The sequence below is a fragment of the Lysobacter sp. Soil_N_23 genome, assembly GCF_057656135.1.
The window spans coordinates 73,058-89,568 of record NZ_JBDGKY010000001.1 but is presented as its reverse complement, the minus strand read 5'-3'; the positions used below and the strand labels follow the sequence as shown (position 1 = coordinate 89,568).

Sequence of the window (16,511 nt, the reverse complement as noted above, 5' to 3'; positions counted from 1 at the left end):
GGCCGACATGGATTTCACCCAGCTCGACCGGACCCTGCGCGACTACGCGACCGACCTCAACCTCGACAACGAGGAGCGCTTCGAACTGCGCGAGCTGGGCGCGCGGATCGACGCCGAGCGCATCCGCTACCTGCGCAACCGCGCCTTCGACATGGCCCGGGAGATGATGCAGGCCGATCCGGCCAAGGTGCTCGATGCGCTGCGCTGGCTCGAACAGGTGGTCAAGACGCTGGACCTGTCCTTTGTCACCGCCGCCGCCGGCACCACCGCGTTCTTCACCCCGGGTGACAGCTGCCTGCGCAAGCTGCGCGAGCTGTGCCGGGGCAGCAGGCGCGCGATCGATGTGTGCGTCTACACCATCGCCGACGACCGCCTCACCGACGAACTGCTGGCTGCCCACCGTCGTGGCGTGAAGGTGCGCATCATCAGCGACAACGACAAGCGCTTCGACAGCGGCAGCGACGTGCCACAGCTCGCCGCCGCCGGCATCGAGGTGCGCATCGACGACACGCCGTTCCACATGCACCACAAGTTCGCGTTGTTCGACGGCGAGCAGCTGGCCAACGGCAGCTTCAACTGGACGCGAAGCGCGAGCTCGTCGAACCAGGAGAACCTGGTGGTCAGTCGCGACGGCTATCTGGTGCGCTGTTTCGGCGGCCAGTTCGAGGAGCTCTGGAGCCGCTTCGGGCCATTGTAGGAGCGAGCTTGCTCGCGAACGTCGCGAGTCGGGTGCTGCGGACGCGGGTCGCGAGCAAGCTCGCTCCTACGTCACGGTGCTTCGCGCTTGCGGTACGCGACGATGATCACCAGGTCGTCCTTGCCACGTTGGGCCAGGGCGTGCGTACTGCCGTTGCGCGTGAGGACCGCGTCACCGGGCCCGACCTCGCGGCGCTTGCCGTCGAGCAGCAGTTCGCCGCGGCCGGACAGGACGTAGTAGATCTCGTCCTTGTCGTTGCGATGCTCGCCGATGGTCGCGCCCGGGTGCAGGGCGCGCTGGCGGAAGATCAGGTCGAAGTCGGCCGCGTCGGCGAAGAACGGGTAGGCGGTGGTCGTGCCCTGGCCCTCGTGCGGGCCGGGCTGCTGCACCGCGATGTCGCGCGCCTGCTCGACGTAGGAGTCGCGGCGCGGTTCGCCGGCGGCAGCGGTGCCGCAGGCGAGCGCAGCGACGAGGGTGATCACGTTGAAGGTGTGTGCACGCATCGTCGCCTCCGACATCCAGTCCGCTTGATCAGCGCGCCAGCCAGCCGCCGTCGACCGGGATGATCGCACCGTTGACGTAGTCCGAAGCACGCGAGGCCAGGAACACCGCCGCGCCACCCAGGTCCGACGGTTCACCCCAGCGCCCGGCCGGGATGCGGCCGAGGATCTGCGCATTGCGATCCTCGTCCGCACGCAACTGCGAGGTGTTGTTGGTGGCCATGTACCCCGGCGCGATCGCGTTGACGTTCAGTCCCTTGCTCGCCCATTCGTTGGCCAGCAGCCGCGTGATGCCGGCGATGCCGCTCTTGCTGGCCGCATACGACGGCACGCGGATGCCGCCCTGGAACGACAGCATCGAGGCGATGTTGATGATCTTGCCGCTGCCCTGGCCGATCATGTGCCGGCCGGCCGCCTGGGCGAGGAAGAACGCCGACTTGAGGTTGACGTTCATGACGTCGTCCCAGTCCTGCTCGCTGAAATCGACCGCATCGGCGCGGCGGATCATGCCGGCGTTATTGACCAGGATGTCGAGGCCGCCGAGTCCGTCGACGGTCTCGCGCACGATCCGCTCGACCGGCTCCAGGCTCGACAGGTTGGCCTCGATCGCGATGAAGCGGCGGCCCAGGGCACGCACCTTCTCGCCGGTCTCGGTCGGCGCCGAAGTGCCGGCCGCGGCGATGTCGGCGCCGGCCTGCGCCAGCGCCAGGGCGATGCCCTGGCCCAGGCCGGTGTTGGCACCGGTGACGACGGCGACCTTGCCCTGCAGGTTGAAGATTTCCGTGCCCATGCGTCCCCTTACTTGAGCTGGCAGATGTCGAGCTGGTTCATGTCGGTGTAGTCGAGGTTCTCGCCGCCCATCGCCCAGATGAAGCAGTAGTTCTTGGTGCCCGAGCCCATGTGGATCGACCACGGCGGCGACACCACGGCCTCGTCGTTGGCGATGACGATGTGGCGCATGTCAGCCGGCTCGCCCATGAAGTGCATGACGCGTTCGCTGCCCAGGTCGAAGTAGAAATAGACCTCCGAGCGGCGGTCGTGCAGGTGCGGCGGCATGGTGTTCCAGACGCTGCCGGTCTTGAGGATGGTCAGGCCGAGCAGCAGCTGGCACGACTTGCACGTGGCCGGGACGATGTACTGGTAGATCGTGCGCTCGTTGGAGGTCTCCAGCGAACCGCGCTCGAGCGGCACAGCCTGCGAGATCGAGATGTGCTTGGTTTCAAAGCGCGTGTGTGCCGGCGTCGAGGCGAGGTAGAACTTGGCCGGATTGGCGGCATCGCTCGAAGCAAACTCCACTTTCTCGCTGCCCATCGGCACGTACAGGCCGTCCTTGGGCTCGAGCGTGTAGGCGGTGCCGTCGACGGTGACCGTACCGGTGCCGCTGCCGACGTTGACCACGCCCAGCTCGCGACGCTGCAGGAACGGCTGGCCGGCGGCCGAGGCCGGCTCGGTCTGCGCGGGCAGGGCGACCGGCGCGGTGGTCGGGGCGGCGCCGCCGATCACGAAGCGCTCGTTGTGCGAGTAGTTGAGGACGACTTGCCCGGCGACGAACAGGTCCTGGATCAGGTAGCGCTCGCGCAGCTGGTCGTTGCTGGCCCCGTCCATCATGTCGGGGTGGGTGGCGTGGTAGGTCTTGCGGAACATCGGGCCTCCGAAACGTGCTGTTTGCCGGGTGCCAGCAGGCGCGCGGCGGGATGATCTGGCGATGATAGCGGGGTTTTGGTAACCGGTGTCAAAAGCGCCGCCGAACCGTAGGAGCGAGCTTGCTCGCGATCAGGCGTCTAGCGCAGGGGTCGCCTGTGTGGAGCCTGAAACGCCCCGGTCGCGAGCAAGCTCGCTCCTACAAAGGGAGCGGATGGGGTGGTCAGGCCTTCGGCCGCTGGCTCGAATCGCGCACGACCAGCTGCGGCGTTACCGTCCGCGGTACCGCCGGTGCGGCGGCCTCGTTGGCCAGCAGCATCTGCGCCGCCTGGCGGCCGAGGTCGCGGATCGGCGAGTGGATCGTGGTCAGCGCCGGCCACAGCTGCGAGGCTAGTGGGCTGTCGTCGTAGCCGACCACCGACAGGTCGCCGGGGATCGACAGGCCGCGGCGCATCGCCGCCTTGTACACGCCGGCGGCCATTTCGTCGTTGCAGGCGAAGATCGCGGTCGGCCGCGGCGACTTGGCCAGCAGGTACTCCGCGCCGGCGACGCCGGATTCGAAGGTGTAACCGCCTTCGAACATGTAGTCCGGCGACAGCTCGATGCCGCGCTCTGCCAGGCCTGCAAGGAATCCGCCGCCGCGCTCGATGGTCGACCGGTAACGCCGCGGGCCGGTGATCAGGCCGAGCGTGCGGTGGCCGAGCGATTCCAGGTAATTGGCCGCTTCCGTGCCGGCGCGGCGGTCGTGGGTGACCACCATGTTGCTGGCCTGGTCGAGCGGGATCGAGGCGATGCGCACGTAGCGCACGCCGATCTCGCGCAAGGCGGTCGCCAGCTGCTCGTCCTCGGACACGCGCGGGATCAGGATCACGCCATGCAGCTTCTGCTGCTGGGCGAAACGCCGCACACCGTCGATGTAGTCCTCTTTCGAGCTGTCGCACGGGTGCACGACCAGCTCGTAGCCGGAGTCGCGCAACGCATCCAGCGCGCCGTACTGCATGTTGACGATGAACTGCGCGGTCGGGTTGTCGTAGACCAGGCCGATCAGGAACGAGCGCCGGAACGCCAGGCCGCGTGCCTGCGGGTCGGGCGAGTAGCCCAGCTGCTTCATCAGCGCCAGGACCTTCTCGCGCGTCTCCGGATGCACCAGCGGCGAATCGTTGATCACCCGCGACACGGTCTTCTTCGACACGCCGGTGAGGCGGGCGATGTCGTTGATCGTCGCCTTGCCCGCCAGCATCACCGGCTCCGACGGCGCCGCCGTGGCGGTGGCCGTGGTGGTGCGGACGCGGCGGCGGGGTCGGGAGGTGGTGTCGGTCATGGGCAGCCCGTGGGTTGGCCCATTCTAGCCGCCGCCGGCGCGGCAGCGGCGGTTGCCGGGGCCACGCCGCTTCACTTCATCATTGCCGGCAGCCACAGCGACAGCTGCGGCACGAAGGTCACCACCAGCAGCACTGCGAAGGCCGCCAGCCAGAACGGCCAGATCGTCTTGAGGGTGTCGCCGATGCTGATCTTGCCGATCGCGGTACCGACGAACAGCACCGACCCCAGCGGCGGCGAGATCAGGCTGATGCCGCCCTTGAGGATCAGGATCACGCCGAAATGCACAGGGTCCACGCCTATCGCCTTGGCCAGCGGCAGGAAGATCGGGGTGCAGATGATGATCATCGGCGCCAGGTCCATGAAGGTGCCCAGCACCAGCAGGATCAGGATCATCAGCAACAGCAGCAGGTTCTTGTCGGTGGTGATGCTGGTCAGCCCGTCGACCGCGGCCGACGGCACCTGGAGGTAGGCGAGCAGCCAGCCGAACGAGGCCGCCGAGGCGATCACGAACAGGATCATGCCGGTGGTGCGCGCCGCCCCGGTGACGGTCTCGAGGAAATCGCGCCAGCTCAGGTTGCGATAGATCAGCGCCGTCACCAGCAGGGCGTAGACCACCGCGATGGCCGCGCTCTCGACCGCGGTGAAGATGCCGGCGCGGATGCCGACGAAGATCAGTGCGACCAGCAGCAGCCCCGGCGCCGCCGCAACCAGGCGCCGCAGCACCACGCCGAAACCGGGGAACGCCTCGATGGCGTAGCCGCGGCGGCGGGCGATGATCCAGCAGGTGACCATCAGCGTGGCCGTCATCAGCAGCGCCGGCAGGATGCCTGCGGCGAACAGGTCGGCAATGGAGATGCTGCCGCCGGCGGAGGCCGAGTACAGGATCAGGTTGTGCGAGGGCGGCACCAGCAGCGCGACCATCGCCGCGGTCATGGTGACGTTGACGGCGAAGTCGCGGTCGAAGCCGCGGCGCACCATCTGCGGGATCATCGCGCTGCCGATCGCCGACACGTCGGCAATCGCGGAACCCGACACGCCGCCGAAGAACAGCGACGACAGCACGCTGACCTGGCCCAGGCCGCCACGCAGGTGGCCGACCAGCGAAGACGCCAGGCCGATCAGGCGCTCGGAAATGCCGCCGCGCAGCATAATCTCGCCGGCGAAGATGAAGAGCGGAATGGCGATCAGCGAGGCCGAGCCGGCACCGGCGGCGGTCTGCTGCACCATCACGATCGGCGGCAGGCCGATGTAGAGCAGCGTCGCCAGCGCGGCGGAGGCGAGAGAGAACGCGACCGGCACGCCAATGATGAGCAGCACGCCGAACACGACGAACAGGACGGTGACTTCCATCATTTACTCCGCATCGAAGCAGCGGGCGTGGTGATGACCGCGACCAGGCGCTGCAGGGCAAACAGGACCATCAACGCACCGGCGATGGACATCGGCGCGTACACCGCGCTCTGCGGCATCGGCGCGCCCGCCATGGGGATGTCGATGCCGTCGAGCAGCAGCTCGCCGCCCCATAGTGCAAGCACAAAACCAATACCGGCGATCACCAGGTTCGTTATCGACAGCATCACCTTGCGCACGGCCGGCGGCGCCCAATGCACAAGGATGAAGAAGCCGAAATGGGAGCCGCGGTGTACGCCGGCGGCCGCGCCGAAGCTCATCGCGGTGTTGAGCAGCAGCAGTGCGACCGGCTCGGTCCAGCCCGGTGAATCGTTGAGCACGTAGCGCGCGAACACCTGCAGCGCCTGCACCGCGACCATGCCGACCAGGGCGACGCCGGCGACGCCGGTGGCGACACTGGCAACGCGATCGAGCCAGGTGCGCGGGCCGTGTTCCGTCTGGCTGTCGGCGTGCTCGGCATCGACGTCCGGCGCAATTGCAATGGGAGCTTCTGCCATCGTCATGCCTCAGGCCAGTGAACGGATTTCGCGGTACAGCGCTTCGATCGCCGGTTCGCGGTGGTAGTCGGCCAGCAGTGGCGCCACGGCCTGGCGGAATGCGCCCAGGTCGCAGTCGTTCATGCGGACATTGGCGGCGATCAGTTCCTGGCGTGCCGTGGCTTCCGACTCGTCCCACAGCTTGCGCATCACCGCCACCGACGCGCGCGAGATGTCGAGCAGCAGGGCGCGGTCGCGCGGCTGCAGCGAATCCAGGCTGCGACGCGAGATCAGCAGCACGTCCGGCGAGTAGGAATGCTCGGTCTGCGACCAGTAGTGCGCGGCCTCGAACTGGCGGCTGGAGTGGAAGCTGCGCAGGTTGTTCTCGGCGCCGTCGATCAGGTGCGTCTGCAGTGCCGAGAACACTTCGCCGTAGGCCAGCGGTGTCGGGTTGCCGCCGAGCAGGCGGATCATCCGCATGAAGATGTCCGAGGCCGGCACGCGGAACTTGAGGCCGTGCATGTCGGCCGGCTCGCGGATCGGGCGGCGCACGTTGTAGAAGCAGCGCGCGCCGCAGTCGTAGATCGCCAGGCCGACCAGGTCGCGCTTCTCGAAGCCCTGCAGCACGGTCGCGCCGACCTTGCCGTCGAGTGCCGCGCGCAGGTGCGGCACCGAATCGAAGACATACGGCAGCGACAGCGCCTGGGTCAGCGGGAAGGCGTTGTTGAGCGCGCCGGAATAGACGCGGGTGATGTCGATCGCGCCGAAGCGGGCCATGTCGATGGCCTCCGACTCGCGGCCGAGCTGGCCGGAGTGGTACACGCGTAGCCGCAGGCGGCCGCCGGTTTCCTGTTCGAGCTGCTTGCCGATCCATTGCACGGCGGCAACGGTCGGGTAGTCCTTCACGTGGACGTCGGTGGCGGTGAGGATCCTGACATCGGAGCTGGGAACATCAGGGCTGGCGCCCAGCACCGGCAGCACCGAGGCGCCGCAAGCAGCAGCCATGCCGGCAAGGAAGCGGCGTCGCTGGATCATGCGCGGCCCTCGATCGTGGTGCTCTCGTCGATGGCGGTGGTCGTGCTGCACGTCAGTTCGCCCCAGCTGCCGAAGCTGATGCGCGAGTCCTGCCCGGCGAGGATGTCGTGGATGCCGGTCGCCGCGCCGGTGGTGACCAGCATGCCGGCCTTGAGCGGGTAGCCGCGGCTGGCGCAGCGCGAAAGGGCGAATGCGAGTGCGGCAAGCAGGCCGCCCGGAATCGAGTCGGCGCCGCCGCTGCCGACCGACGCACCGTCAATGAAGGTTTCGCAGCGCAGTCGCGCGCTGTCCACGGCCTGCCAGTCGGGCACTTCGGCGCCGAGGACCAGCCCGGTGTTGTTGCCGAAGTCCGAGACCACGATCGGCGGGCCCAGCACGTTGATCAGCGGCAGCGGGCTGCCGGCCAGCTCGACACCGATCAACAGCGCATCGACCAGCGTTGCGGCTTCGGCTTCGCTGAAAGTGGTCTTGTCGACAGGCGCATCGGCGCGCAGGCGGAAGACGTACTCGGCCTCGACCGCGGCAAAGCCGCCGGTGATCACCGCGAACTTGCCGACGCCGTCGGCAGGGACCTGGACCGCACCTTCGAAGATCGGGCCGACCAGGCGCTCCTCGCCCAGGCGCGCTTCCCAGTCGGCCGGAATGCGGCCGACCTTCCAGCCCACCACCGGCCGTCCCCACAGCGCGATGGCGTGATCCTGGACCGCGTAGCCCTGGTCGAGCGTCGCCGGCAGAGTGCCGGGGTAGTCCGGCAGCGCCACCGCCTGGCGCCGCGCCGCGACCAGCCGTTGCGCGATTGCGGCGCTGTCGGCGTTGTCCTCTTCCGGCGCGAGTCTGTCCATGCGGTGCGATTTCCCCTGGTGATGTCTCTTGATGGAGTTGTATAGGAAACCGGTGTCATTGACAATCGGGGCCTACACTCGGAACACGACTCGGGGAGAGGCACGGATGGGGACGATGGGTAAGGGGCGCGTTTTTCAGGGGATTGGGCGTGGATTTGCGGTCACCGCAGTGGCCCTGGCGATGGCCGGCCCGGGTCTGGCGGCGGAAACGACGCGCGCGGCTCCGGCCCCGGCCGTGTCCCAAAGGACAGACGCCATGACTTCCACGCTGGCCTTCCCCGGCGCGCAGGGCTGGGCCGCGCATACGCCGGGCGGCCGCGGCGGCCGGATCCTCCGCGTGACCACGCTGGAGGCCTCAGGCCCCGGCTCGTTCGCCGAGGCGCTGGCGGCAAGCGGCCCGCGCATCGTCGTGTTCGAGGTGGGCGGCGTGATCGACCTGGGCATGAAGGAACTGCGCATCACCGAGCCCTACCTGACCATTGCCGGCCAGACCGCACCGCAGCCCGGCATCACCTTCATCAAGGGTGGCCTGACCATCGCCACCCATGACGTGGTGATACGCCACATCCGCATGCGCCCGGGCGATGGCAACAAGCCCAAGTGGTCGGGCGACATCGACGCCATCACCACCGTGCGCGGCGCGCGCGACGTGATCGTCGACCACTGCTCGCTGACCTGGGCCACCGACGAGAACCTGTCGGCATCGAGCACGCGCTTCTTCGGCGAGAGCGAGAAGGAATGGATGGATGCCGCCTCGCGCCGCATCACCTACAGCAACAACATCATCGCCGAAGGCCTGGCCAATGCCACCCATGCCAAGGGCGAGCATTCCAAGGGCTCGCTGATCCACGACCACGTCAACGACGTGCTGATCATCGGCAACCTCTACGCGCACAACTACGAGCGCAACCCGCTGTTCAAGGGCGGCGCGCGCGGCCAGGTGGTCAACAACCTGATCTACGACCCCGGCCAGCGCGGCATGCACTACAACCTGATCGCCGAGGAATGGCTGGGTCATCCGTACTCGCGCGGGCAGGTGATCGCGCGCGGCAATGTCATGCGCGCCGGCATCTCGACCGAGGACGTGGCGTTCTTCAGCGTCGGCGGTTCCGGCGATGTCGATGTCTACCTGGACGACAACCTTGCCGTGGATCGCCTCGGCGCGCCGTTGCCGCAACAGGGCCGCTACACCACTACCACTATCAAGGTCGACGCGCTCAAGCGGCCACCGGCGTTGCCGTTCGGCGTGACCGTGCTGCCGTCGACGCAGGTGCAGGATGCGGTGATCGCCAATGCCGGTGCGCGGCCGTGGGACCGCGACGACGTCGATCGCCGGATCCTCGCCGACACGATCGAAGGGCGGGGGCGGATCATCGACAGCCAGGAGGAGGTCGGTGGGTATCCCAAGCAGGAGGCCACGACACAGGCGTTCGTGCCTGCCGATTGGGATCTGGACACGATGGAGCCGTTGAAGCCGCTGCCGCGGCGTGCGCCGTTGAAGTAAGGAGCGGGCCGGCTGCTCTCCCTGGCCGCTACCCGGCCTGATCCCCTCCGGTCCCCGGCCACCGCGCATGGCGCGGTGGCCTTCGGTGATGGCGAGCCGGGGGGGCTTCCGGGTATTTCGGCAATGTCTTGAATTCGTGACACGCGGATCTTTGGCCCGTATAGTGCGCCCATGCGCAGGACTCCCACCCGTATCGCGGGCCAAACGACCCCTCAAGGCCTGGGCCCGGCCTTGCGCGAGGCGCGCCGCGCTGCCCGATTGACGCAGGCAGAGTTGGCGGCCAAAGCCGGGATACACAGGCAAAAGCTGATTGAGCTCGAGCAGGGGAAGCCAGGTGTTGCGGTCGGGACATACCTTTCCGCTCTTGCGGCGCTGGGGCTCGAGGTAACCGTTCGGCCCAAGCGCATTTGCCTGGACGACTACCCTCAGCTCAGAAGGCTGGCCTGGAATCGAATCGGCGAGGCCTGGGTGAGCGAGACCGAGGCGTTGGCCTTGTACGAACGCAACTGGCATCTGGTTGACGAGCGGGAGATGCCAGCACACGAGCGGGCGTTGCTCCAGCATCTGGTTGCCACGCACGGCGGCGGAGTACTGCATGTTTAAGCGCCCCCATCACCAACGCGTCCTGCAGATCCTGCACGCGCTGGACAGCGACTTGCTGGCCAGGGCGAATTGCTACTTTGGCGGTGGCACCGCCATCGTGCTGGCACTGGGCGAATACCGCGAGTCTGTAGACATCGATTTCCTGTGCGCGGACCGGGACGGCTACCGACTGCTCCGTAGCGCCATCACACCGCCCACACTGGGCGCGATCCTGACCACGCCCATTCAACGTCGACGCGACGTGCGCACGGACCGCGACAAGATTTCCACCTATCTGGAGATCGACAACGCTCCGGTCAAGGTGGAGTTCGTACTCGAAGGGCGTATTGGCCTGGACGGCGCCATGGACCCGAACCTGCGCGTGCCGGTGCTCTCACGCGACGACATGTACGCGGAGAAGCTGCTCGCGAACACGGACCGGGGACTGGATCGCGCGACGATGAGTCGGGACCTCATCGATCTGGCCATGATGATCCGGGCGTGGGGGCCGATTCCCGAAGCGGCGTGGCTCAAGGGCGAGCAAGCCTACGGCAGCGCCTTGCATGACTACTTTGGCCGATGCGTCACGATGCTGGACGACCGCGAGTATCTGACACGGTGCTTGCAGACAATGGACATGAAGGCAGATCTGGCCAACGACATCATCGAAGCAGTCAACTCCGAGCGCCAGCGGTCGAAGTGACTGATGCCTTGGCGCTTCGACACTGGATCCCGGCGTTCGCCGGGATGACGAGGTCTCTGCTCCGGCTCAATGCAAACGGCGTCAGGGAGGGGGTTGCCAGCCGGACAACACGCGCTCGCGTACGTACAGGGCCAACTGGCGGGAATCGAGCTGGCGACGGTCGGCCGATGCATGCGCGCCGGGACCGCGGCTGTCGTGCTCGAACAGGCGCGCGAGCGCCGGCTCGAGCATCACGCGCTGGCCGTCGCGCGCGGTGTAGCCCATCGCGTCCCAACCCCTGGCGTCGATATGCCCGTCCATCCAGCACGACAGATACACCGCGGCACCCAGTGCATCCGGGTCGCCGTACTTGCCGTCGGCGAATGTGCGCCCTGGCCGCCATGCGCGCCCGAGCGCGACGCTGCCGTCGGGGATCTGCGGATCGCGGCTGAGGCGGCAGCGCGCGAATGTCAGTCCGTAGGCCTGCGAGGCCAGCGTGGATGGCACCGCCATGTAACCCTGGCGGTCCTTGCCGGGACGGAAGCGCGAATGCAGGCCGCAGTCCTCGAACAACGCGTTGCCGCTGCCGAAGACGAAGTCGACACTGCCGCTGATCCGGCAGTTGCGGAACAGGCTGCGCCCGGCATCGGCGAACAGCGTGTCCTGGTGGCCAATGAGATCGACATCCTCGAACAGGCAGCGGTCCGCGCCGGCATCGAGCATGAGAGCCACCGCCTGCGCCCCATTGGGTCCGATGGGCTCGAACTTCGGCGCGGCGAGGTTGCCGACATAGTCGAACGTGTTCTCGATCGCCAGGCGCTGCACGCGGAAATCCGGCGCGCGCACGGTCACGCTGGCGCAGCCCCAGGTGCCCCAGGGCTCGCCGTCCGGGCGCTTCATGCCGGCGGCCGCGTCGAAGCTGAGCACGCTGGCGCTGCGGTCCTCACCGACGAGATGGATCCAGGGCCGGTCGACCACCAGCTTCTCGTGCCAGCGCCCGCGCGTGATGAGGATGCGGAACGGCGAGCGTCCGTCCGCCGGCGCCGCGGCGATCGCCTCGCCGACGCTGGCGAACGTGCGCACGCCCGGATGGGGCGTGCGCGCGACGACGGCATCGAACGGTGGGGCGGTGGCTGCGGCGCGAAGCGGTGACACGGTCGCCACCGAGGCGGCCAGCGACGCCTGCAGCAGGCGTCGCCGTTGCATCCACACGTCATGGTTCCTGAAGTAGTTGCGCATCAAGCTCCGCTCCCCAACGGTTCGTGCCTACTTGTACGGACCTGTCCCCAGGATCACCGTCAACGGCACCGACCAGGTCGGATCGATGCGCCGGTACAGCGTCGGCGTCCATGCGACGTTCGGATCAAGCGGTGTGGTGCTGGTCGCGTTGAAGGCGGCGACCACATCGACTTCGCTGAAACGGGTCAGCCCGTTCAGCAGCGTCCCCCGGGCGTGCAGCGCGGTGCCATTGAAGCGTTCCACGAAAACGTCCGGCGTAACCGCGACGGGCATCAGGAAATGGTTGTTCTGGGCATGAATCTGCCCCTCGATGCCGGCGCCCCAGCTGTAACCGTAGGTCTGCGCACCGTCGCGGGTCAAGCTGTACTGGTTGTTGTAGACGTGGACCTGGCCGTAGCGCACGCGCGGCACGCGCTGGCCGAGGTCGTGGAACAGGTTGTGGTGCAGCGTCACGCGCAGCTTGCCACGATCGGCCACGGCACTGTCGGACGAACCGAACAGCATCGCCTTGTCGTGGTTGGCCAGCAGGTTCCAGGACACCGTGACCAGGTCCGATTCGTTGGTCACGTCGACCAATCCGTCATGCACCTGGTAGAGCCGGCCGAAATAGGTCGGCAGGGTGCTGTCGGCTGTGTCGATGTCGAGGAAGGCGTTGTGGTCGATCCAGACATGGGTCGAGTTGCGCACCGAGATCGCGTCGTACAGCGAGTTCCAGTTGCCTTCGGCGCCGTCGGTCGGCGCCCACTGCGGGAAGCAATCGTAGGTGTCGACGAAACTGAGGTTGCGCACGATCACGTTCATCGGCTGGTTGCCGCTGGTGCTGCTCGGGCGGATGTCGACCCAACCGCCGCGCAGGCCGGCGCCGCGACCGACGCCGACGAGGGTGGTGTTGGCGGGCACGCGGATGCGCACGCGCGCCTGCTGCGCCGCGGCCGAGGCCACGCGCGCGCGCTCGAGCGGCCCGCTGGGATTGACGCGCCCCCACACCGCCGGGTCGTAGGCGGCGAGGAAGGCATCGAGCGAGTAGGGCGTTGCGGTCTGCGGATCCGGTCGCGCGTAGTCGGTGCAGCTCAGTGCATGGCCGGCGTCGTCGACATTGGCGTCGATCATGCCGGTGATGCGGATGATCTTCGGTGTGGGATCGGGAAAGGCCAGCGCGGCGACCAGCGCATTGCGGTCGCTGACGTCGTGGACGCGGACGACATCCGCGGCCGAGCCACCGGTGGTGCCCTGCGGCAATGCCGCGGTGGGCAGCGATGCCCAGCCGTCATTGGCGGGCAGGGTCTGGCGTTCAAGAGGAAGCGGCGGCGCAGCGATCGCGCCCGGGGCGGACAGGGCCAACAACAGTGCGGACAGCAGGACGGACTGGCGAGTGCTCATCGGTACCGCTCCTTCGTGGTGTGGACGGAGCGGACGTCGGCAGCGGAGGCGGCACGGCGTCCGCTGGTGGGACACGACATGCGACTGCGGTGGTGATCCCTTCTCCCGCTGGCGGGAGAAGGTGCCCGAAGGGCGGATGAGGGCAGCTCTTTGCGGTGCCGAAAAAGCTGCCCTCACCCCAACCCCTCTCCCGCAAGCGGGAGAGGGGCTTCAAACTCGCATCAGAACTTGTAGCGGGCGCCCAGGAAGTACTGGCGACCGGTGTGGTGGTAGACCGAGGCGCGATCGCCGATCGAATCCACCCACTGGTCCTGGAACTCGTCGGTCAGGTTCAGGCCTTCCAGCGTCAGTTCGAAGTGATCGTTGATCTTGTACGAGGCCGACATGTCGAAGGTAAGCGTTTCGGCCGTGCCTTCCACGTCGTTGCCGTTGCGGCCCGGCACCGTGGTCAGGTAGTCGTCGCGGTAGGCCGCCGAGACGCGCGCGCTGAACTTGTCGCCTTCGTAGTAGAGCGTGGCGTTGTAGGCGTTCTTCGACAGACCGGTCAGGTCGGTGCGCAGCGACGGCGCGCCGGTCGAGGTCACGTACTGGATCTTGGAGTCGACGTAGGTGTAGTTGAGCTGCACACCGAAATCGCTCCAGAAGCCCGGCAGGAACACGAACGGCTGCTGGTAGGTGAACTCCAGGCCCTTGAGCGGACCGCCCTTGCTGTTGATCGGGACATTGAACTGGAAGTCGTCGTTGACCGTGGCGCCGGTGCCGACCAGCAGGCTCTCCGGCAGGCCGGAGGTGGAGTACGGACGGGTCTCGCGCGAGGTCAGGACGAAGGTGTCGATGTCCTTGTAGAACAGGCCCAGCGCCAGCAGCGATTCCTCGGCGAAGTACCACTCGAAGCTCAGGTCCGCGGTCGTGGCCCGGAACGGATCCAGCAACGGATTGCCACCGGTGACGACGCGGTTTCCGCCGCTGACGTTGACGGTGACGCCAGGGGTGAGGTTGCCCAGGCCCGGGCGCGCCATCACCTTCGATGCCGCCAGGCGGACCAGGAAGTCCGGCGTGACGTCGGCGACCAGGTTGAACGACGGCAGTGTGTCGTCGTAGCTGCGCGACACCGTAATCTGCTGCGCCGGCCCGCTGGCCGGAGTGGAGAAGCCGGTGGAGGTCTGCTTCGTGTCGACCTGGCGCACACCGACGTTGCCGCTCAGCGGCATGCTGCCGATCTGGGTGTTGAAGTCGGCCTGGATGAAGAAGCCCTGGTCGCGTTCGACCACGCTGCGGTTGTTGCCCAGCACGGCCGCTACGCGGTCGCTGACCGCGAAGATGCCTTCATTGCTGTAGATGTTGAAGGCACGGTTGAACGCATCGATGTCCGGGATCAGCCAGGTGCTGTCGCCGACGTTGGAGATGTCCTCCAGTCCGATCTGTCTGGTCAGGTCGGCCAGGGTGGTGCCGGCCGGAAGCCCGGGCACGATCAGTTCGGAGGCACGACGTTCCTCGCGCGTATCGAACGTGTACTCCTTGAACTGACCGCCGGCCTTGAGGCGGAAGGCGTCCGTCAGCTGCCAGGCAAAGCCGAGCTGGGCGTTGTCGATGGTGTTGTCGGCGAATTGCGGACGCAGGCGGATTTCCGAGCCCGGTACCGCGCTGGTGCCATTGACGAAGGACCACTGCGACGGGTCGTTGACGTCGAAGCCGTTGGTGATCACCGGCAGGCGGTTGTCGCCACGGTAGTCGTAGACGTAGCCCTGCGCATTGAGCTTGTCGATCGTGATGGTGGTCTGGATCGGGTTGTCGAACTCGGACTTGGCGCGACCGGCCTCGAAGTTCAGGCTGAAGTCGTCGGTCAGTTCATGGTCGGCGTAGAAATTGAACTGGGTGAACTTGGTCTCGAGTTCGTCGTAGCGCGCTTCCGAACGCACGTCGACGTTGTTGAACTGGCCGTACACCAGGTTGCCGCGACCATCGATGGCGCTGTCGACCACCACCGTCTCCGACTTGCCGGCCGCACCGCCACGGCTGAACGACAGGCCGTTGAGGAAGTTCTCCGTGCGCGTGGCATCGAGGTCGGCGTACATCACGTCCAGGCCCAGCGAGGTCTTGTCGCTGGGGTCGAACTGCAGCGACGCAGTCACGCCAAGTCGCTCCTGCTCGTGCTCGAGCACGCCGTAGCGCGGGATGCGCGGATGGAACACGGTCGCGCTTTCGGCGGCCGGCGTGCCCGAGAAGCCGCCGTTGGCGTTGCCCGGATCCCAGCGCACCGTGCTGTGGCCTTCCTCGACCAGGCGGCGCTTGGTGTAGGCGACCGACATCAGCGCGCCGAACTTGTTGTCGAACCAGGTGTTGCTCATCAGCATAGTGGCGCGCGGATCGAGATCCCCGGCCAGGTCGTTGTAACCCAGCTGCGCACCGGTGACGAAGGTGAAGCCGTCGTAGTCGAACGGACGCGCGGTCTGCAGGTCGACGGTGGCGCCGAGCGCGCCTTCCTCGATTTCGGCCGAGGCGGTCTTGCGCACGGTGATGCTGTTGAACAGCTCGGAGGCGAACACGTTGAAGTCGAAGCCGCGGCCGCGGTTGGCGCCGCCGGAACTGTCGGTGCCGCCGGTGGTGGTCAGCGCCTCCATGCCGTTGATGCGCACGCGGGTGAACTGGCTGTCGAGGCCGCGCACCGAGATCTGACGGCCTTCGCCGGCATCACGCGCGATCGACACGCCCGGAATGCGCTGCAGCGATTCGGCGAGGTTGAGGTCCGGGAAGTCGGCGATGTCCTCGGCGACGATGGCATCGACCACGCCAATCTCGCTGCGCTTCTTGTCCAGGGCCTTTTCCAGGCTGCCGCGGAAGCCGGTGACGACGACCGTGTCGAGATCGGTCGCCTCCTGGCGTTGCGCTGCGGCAGTATTGGCGACGGCTTCGGCCGGCGCGGCGGTGCTATTGGACGGTGACGCATCCTGGGCAAGCGCGCTCAGCGCCGCCATCTGGAGTGCCAGGCCTATCGAGGCCGCCAATAAGGTAACCGGTGTCTTTTTAGTGGCACGCTGAAATTGCATAGGTTCCCCTCCCATATGACGAATACAGCTTGTAAGGTGCTTGTTGACTGGCTTGCAGCGCTTGCTATGGTGATCCCGCGGTGCAAATGACACCGATGGTCAAAACCCTAGCAAAAGGGACAGCGCTTGGCATGCTGCGGTGCGCCATAAGGG

Annotated in this window: 15 protein-coding genes; 4 read left to right on the top strand and 11 right to left on the bottom strand. The window is 67.1% G+C overall.

Going from position 1 to position 16,511, the window contains the following annotated elements; genetic code table 11:
• Positions 1-7 precede the first annotated feature (7 nt).
• Positions 8-697, top strand: a complete 690-nt coding sequence (locus tag AC3A3X_RS00410) for a phospholipase D-like domain-containing protein (RefSeq protein WP_487581089.1) — start codon at positions 8-10, stop codon at positions 695-697.
• Between the two features lie 71 nt (positions 698-768).
• On the opposite strand, the gene AC3A3X_RS00405 is transcribed toward AC3A3X_RS00410, so the two are convergent.
• The 8 genes from AC3A3X_RS00405 to AC3A3X_RS00370 form a co-directional block, all read right to left on the bottom strand.
• A complete protein-coding gene (locus AC3A3X_RS00405; protein ID WP_487581088.1) occupies positions 769-1,200 on the bottom strand; it encodes a cupin domain-containing protein in 432 nt (143 codons plus the stop codon).
• Positions 1,201-1,228: 28 nt separating this feature from the next.
• Complete coding sequence (kduD, locus tag AC3A3X_RS00400; protein ID WP_487581087.1) at positions 1,229-1,987, bottom strand: 2-dehydro-3-deoxy-D-gluconate 5-dehydrogenase KduD; 759 nt, start codon at positions 1,985-1,987, stop codon at positions 1,229-1,231.
• Between the two features lie 8 nt (positions 1,988-1,995).
• Positions 1,996-2,841: a 5-dehydro-4-deoxy-D-glucuronate isomerase gene (gene kduI / locus AC3A3X_RS00395; protein ID WP_487581086.1), complete on the bottom strand. Its 846-nt coding sequence runs from the start codon at positions 2,839-2,841 to the stop codon at positions 1,996-1,998.
• Positions 2,842-3,061: 220 nt separating this feature from the next.
• The gene (locus AC3A3X_RS00390; protein WP_487581340.1) at positions 3,062-4,078 is read right to left on the bottom strand and encodes a LacI family DNA-binding transcriptional regulator; all 1,017 of its coding nucleotides are present in this window, start codon (positions 4,076-4,078) and stop codon (positions 3,062-3,064) included.
• 152 nt (positions 4,079-4,230) lie between these two features.
• Positions 4,231-5,511 carry a TRAP transporter large permease gene (locus AC3A3X_RS00385; protein WP_487581085.1) on the bottom strand — a complete coding sequence of 427 codons (1,281 nt, stop codon included), beginning with the start codon at positions 5,509-5,511 and terminating at the stop codon, positions 4,231-4,233.
• Complete coding sequence (locus tag AC3A3X_RS00380) at positions 5,511-6,068, bottom strand: TRAP transporter small permease (protein ID WP_487581084.1); 558 nt, start codon at positions 6,066-6,068, stop codon at positions 5,511-5,513. The genes AC3A3X_RS00385 and AC3A3X_RS00380 overlap by 1 nt, the downstream gene beginning before the upstream one ends.
• A 9-nt stretch (positions 6,069-6,077) precedes the next feature.
• A complete protein-coding gene (locus AC3A3X_RS00375) occupies positions 6,078-7,082 on the bottom strand; it encodes a TRAP transporter substrate-binding protein (RefSeq protein WP_487581083.1) in 1,005 nt (334 codons plus the stop codon).
• Positions 7,079-7,924, bottom strand: coding sequence for a 2-keto-4-pentenoate hydratase (locus AC3A3X_RS00370; RefSeq protein WP_487581082.1), 846 nt, complete (start codon positions 7,922-7,924; stop codon positions 7,079-7,081). Before AC3A3X_RS00370 ends, AC3A3X_RS00375 begins: the two co-directional genes overlap by 4 nt.
• A 256-nt stretch (positions 7,925-8,180) precedes the next feature.
• Between AC3A3X_RS00370 and AC3A3X_RS00365 the strand changes: the two genes are divergently transcribed.
• The 3 genes from AC3A3X_RS00365 to AC3A3X_RS00355 all read left to right on the top strand — a co-directional run bounded on the left by AC3A3X_RS00365 (position 8,181) and on the right by AC3A3X_RS00355 (position 10,713).
• A complete protein-coding gene (locus AC3A3X_RS00365; protein ID WP_487581081.1) occupies positions 8,181-9,428 on the top strand; it encodes a pectate lyase family protein in 1,248 nt (415 codons plus the stop codon).
• Positions 9,429-9,599: 171 nt separating this feature from the next.
• The gene (locus AC3A3X_RS00360; RefSeq protein WP_487581080.1) at positions 9,600-10,031 is read left to right on the top strand and encodes a helix-turn-helix domain-containing protein; all 432 of its coding nucleotides are present in this window, start codon (positions 9,600-9,602) and stop codon (positions 10,029-10,031) included.
• Positions 10,024-10,713, top strand: coding sequence for a nucleotidyl transferase AbiEii/AbiGii toxin family protein (locus tag AC3A3X_RS00355; protein WP_487581079.1), 690 nt, complete (start codon positions 10,024-10,026; stop codon positions 10,711-10,713). Before AC3A3X_RS00360 ends, AC3A3X_RS00355 begins: the two co-directional genes overlap by 8 nt.
• An 81-nt stretch (positions 10,714-10,794) precedes the next feature.
• Here the strand turns inward: AC3A3X_RS00355 and AC3A3X_RS00350 are convergent, their stop codons facing one another.
• The 3 genes from AC3A3X_RS00350 to AC3A3X_RS00340 all read right to left on the bottom strand — a co-directional run bounded on the left by AC3A3X_RS00350 (position 10,795) and on the right by AC3A3X_RS00340 (position 16,358).
• Positions 10,795-11,931, bottom strand: a complete 1,137-nt coding sequence (locus tag AC3A3X_RS00350; protein WP_487581078.1) for a pectinesterase family protein — start codon at positions 11,929-11,931, stop codon at positions 10,795-10,797.
• 27 nt (positions 11,932-11,958) lie between these two features.
• Positions 11,959-13,311: a pectate lyase family protein gene (locus AC3A3X_RS00345; protein WP_487581077.1), complete on the bottom strand. Its 1,353-nt coding sequence runs from the start codon at positions 13,309-13,311 to the stop codon at positions 11,959-11,961.
• 221 nt (positions 13,312-13,532) lie between these two features.
• A complete protein-coding gene (locus AC3A3X_RS00340) occupies positions 13,533-16,358 on the bottom strand; it encodes a TonB-dependent receptor (protein ID WP_487581076.1) in 2,826 nt (941 codons plus the stop codon).
• Between the last annotated feature and the right edge of the window lie 153 nt (positions 16,359-16,511).